1 pseudogene is annotated in these 425 nt (G+C 69.4%); it reads right to left on the bottom strand.

The annotated features are described in order from the left end of the window. Positions 1-425, bottom strand: a pseudogene (locus DBR12_RS23350) (hypothetical protein); the annotation flags it as partial.

Below are 425 nucleotides of genomic sequence, written 5' to 3'. Positions count from 1 at the left end.
GGCCTTGGCCCACCCCGACGCCCCCCGGTCGGACCAGAGCGCACCCGCCATGGGGAAGGCGATGCCACACCAGAACAAGGCAAAAAACCAGGCTCTGGCAGCCGTGCCCCGCAAGGAGCTGTGCGCACCGGTATCCAGGCTAGACCCCTGCGCGGTGCCACGCTCCGGTGGCTGTGGGGCCGCAGAAGCCCCACTGCGCCCCAGCAGCACCCACACAAAGGCGCAGGCTGCCACCAGCCCCACCCCGGTGAAAACCAATGCAAACGGCAGCCGGACCATCAGCAGCGGCCAGCGGATGTGTGGGTCGATCAGGGAACGGGAAGGCCGGGCCGGGTCCACCCAGACGGGAATGGCCTGGTTGCGCGATTGCGCCTCTTGCAGCCGCCGGTGCCATTGCTGCTGCCAGTCGCCCAGGTTGTCGGCCC

The organism is Acidovorax sp. HMWF029 (assembly GCF_003060895.1).
Classification (GTDB): Bacteria; Pseudomonadota; Gammaproteobacteria; order Burkholderiales; family Burkholderiaceae_C; genus Acidovorax.
This window is presented reverse-complemented; position numbering and strand designations above follow the sequence as displayed.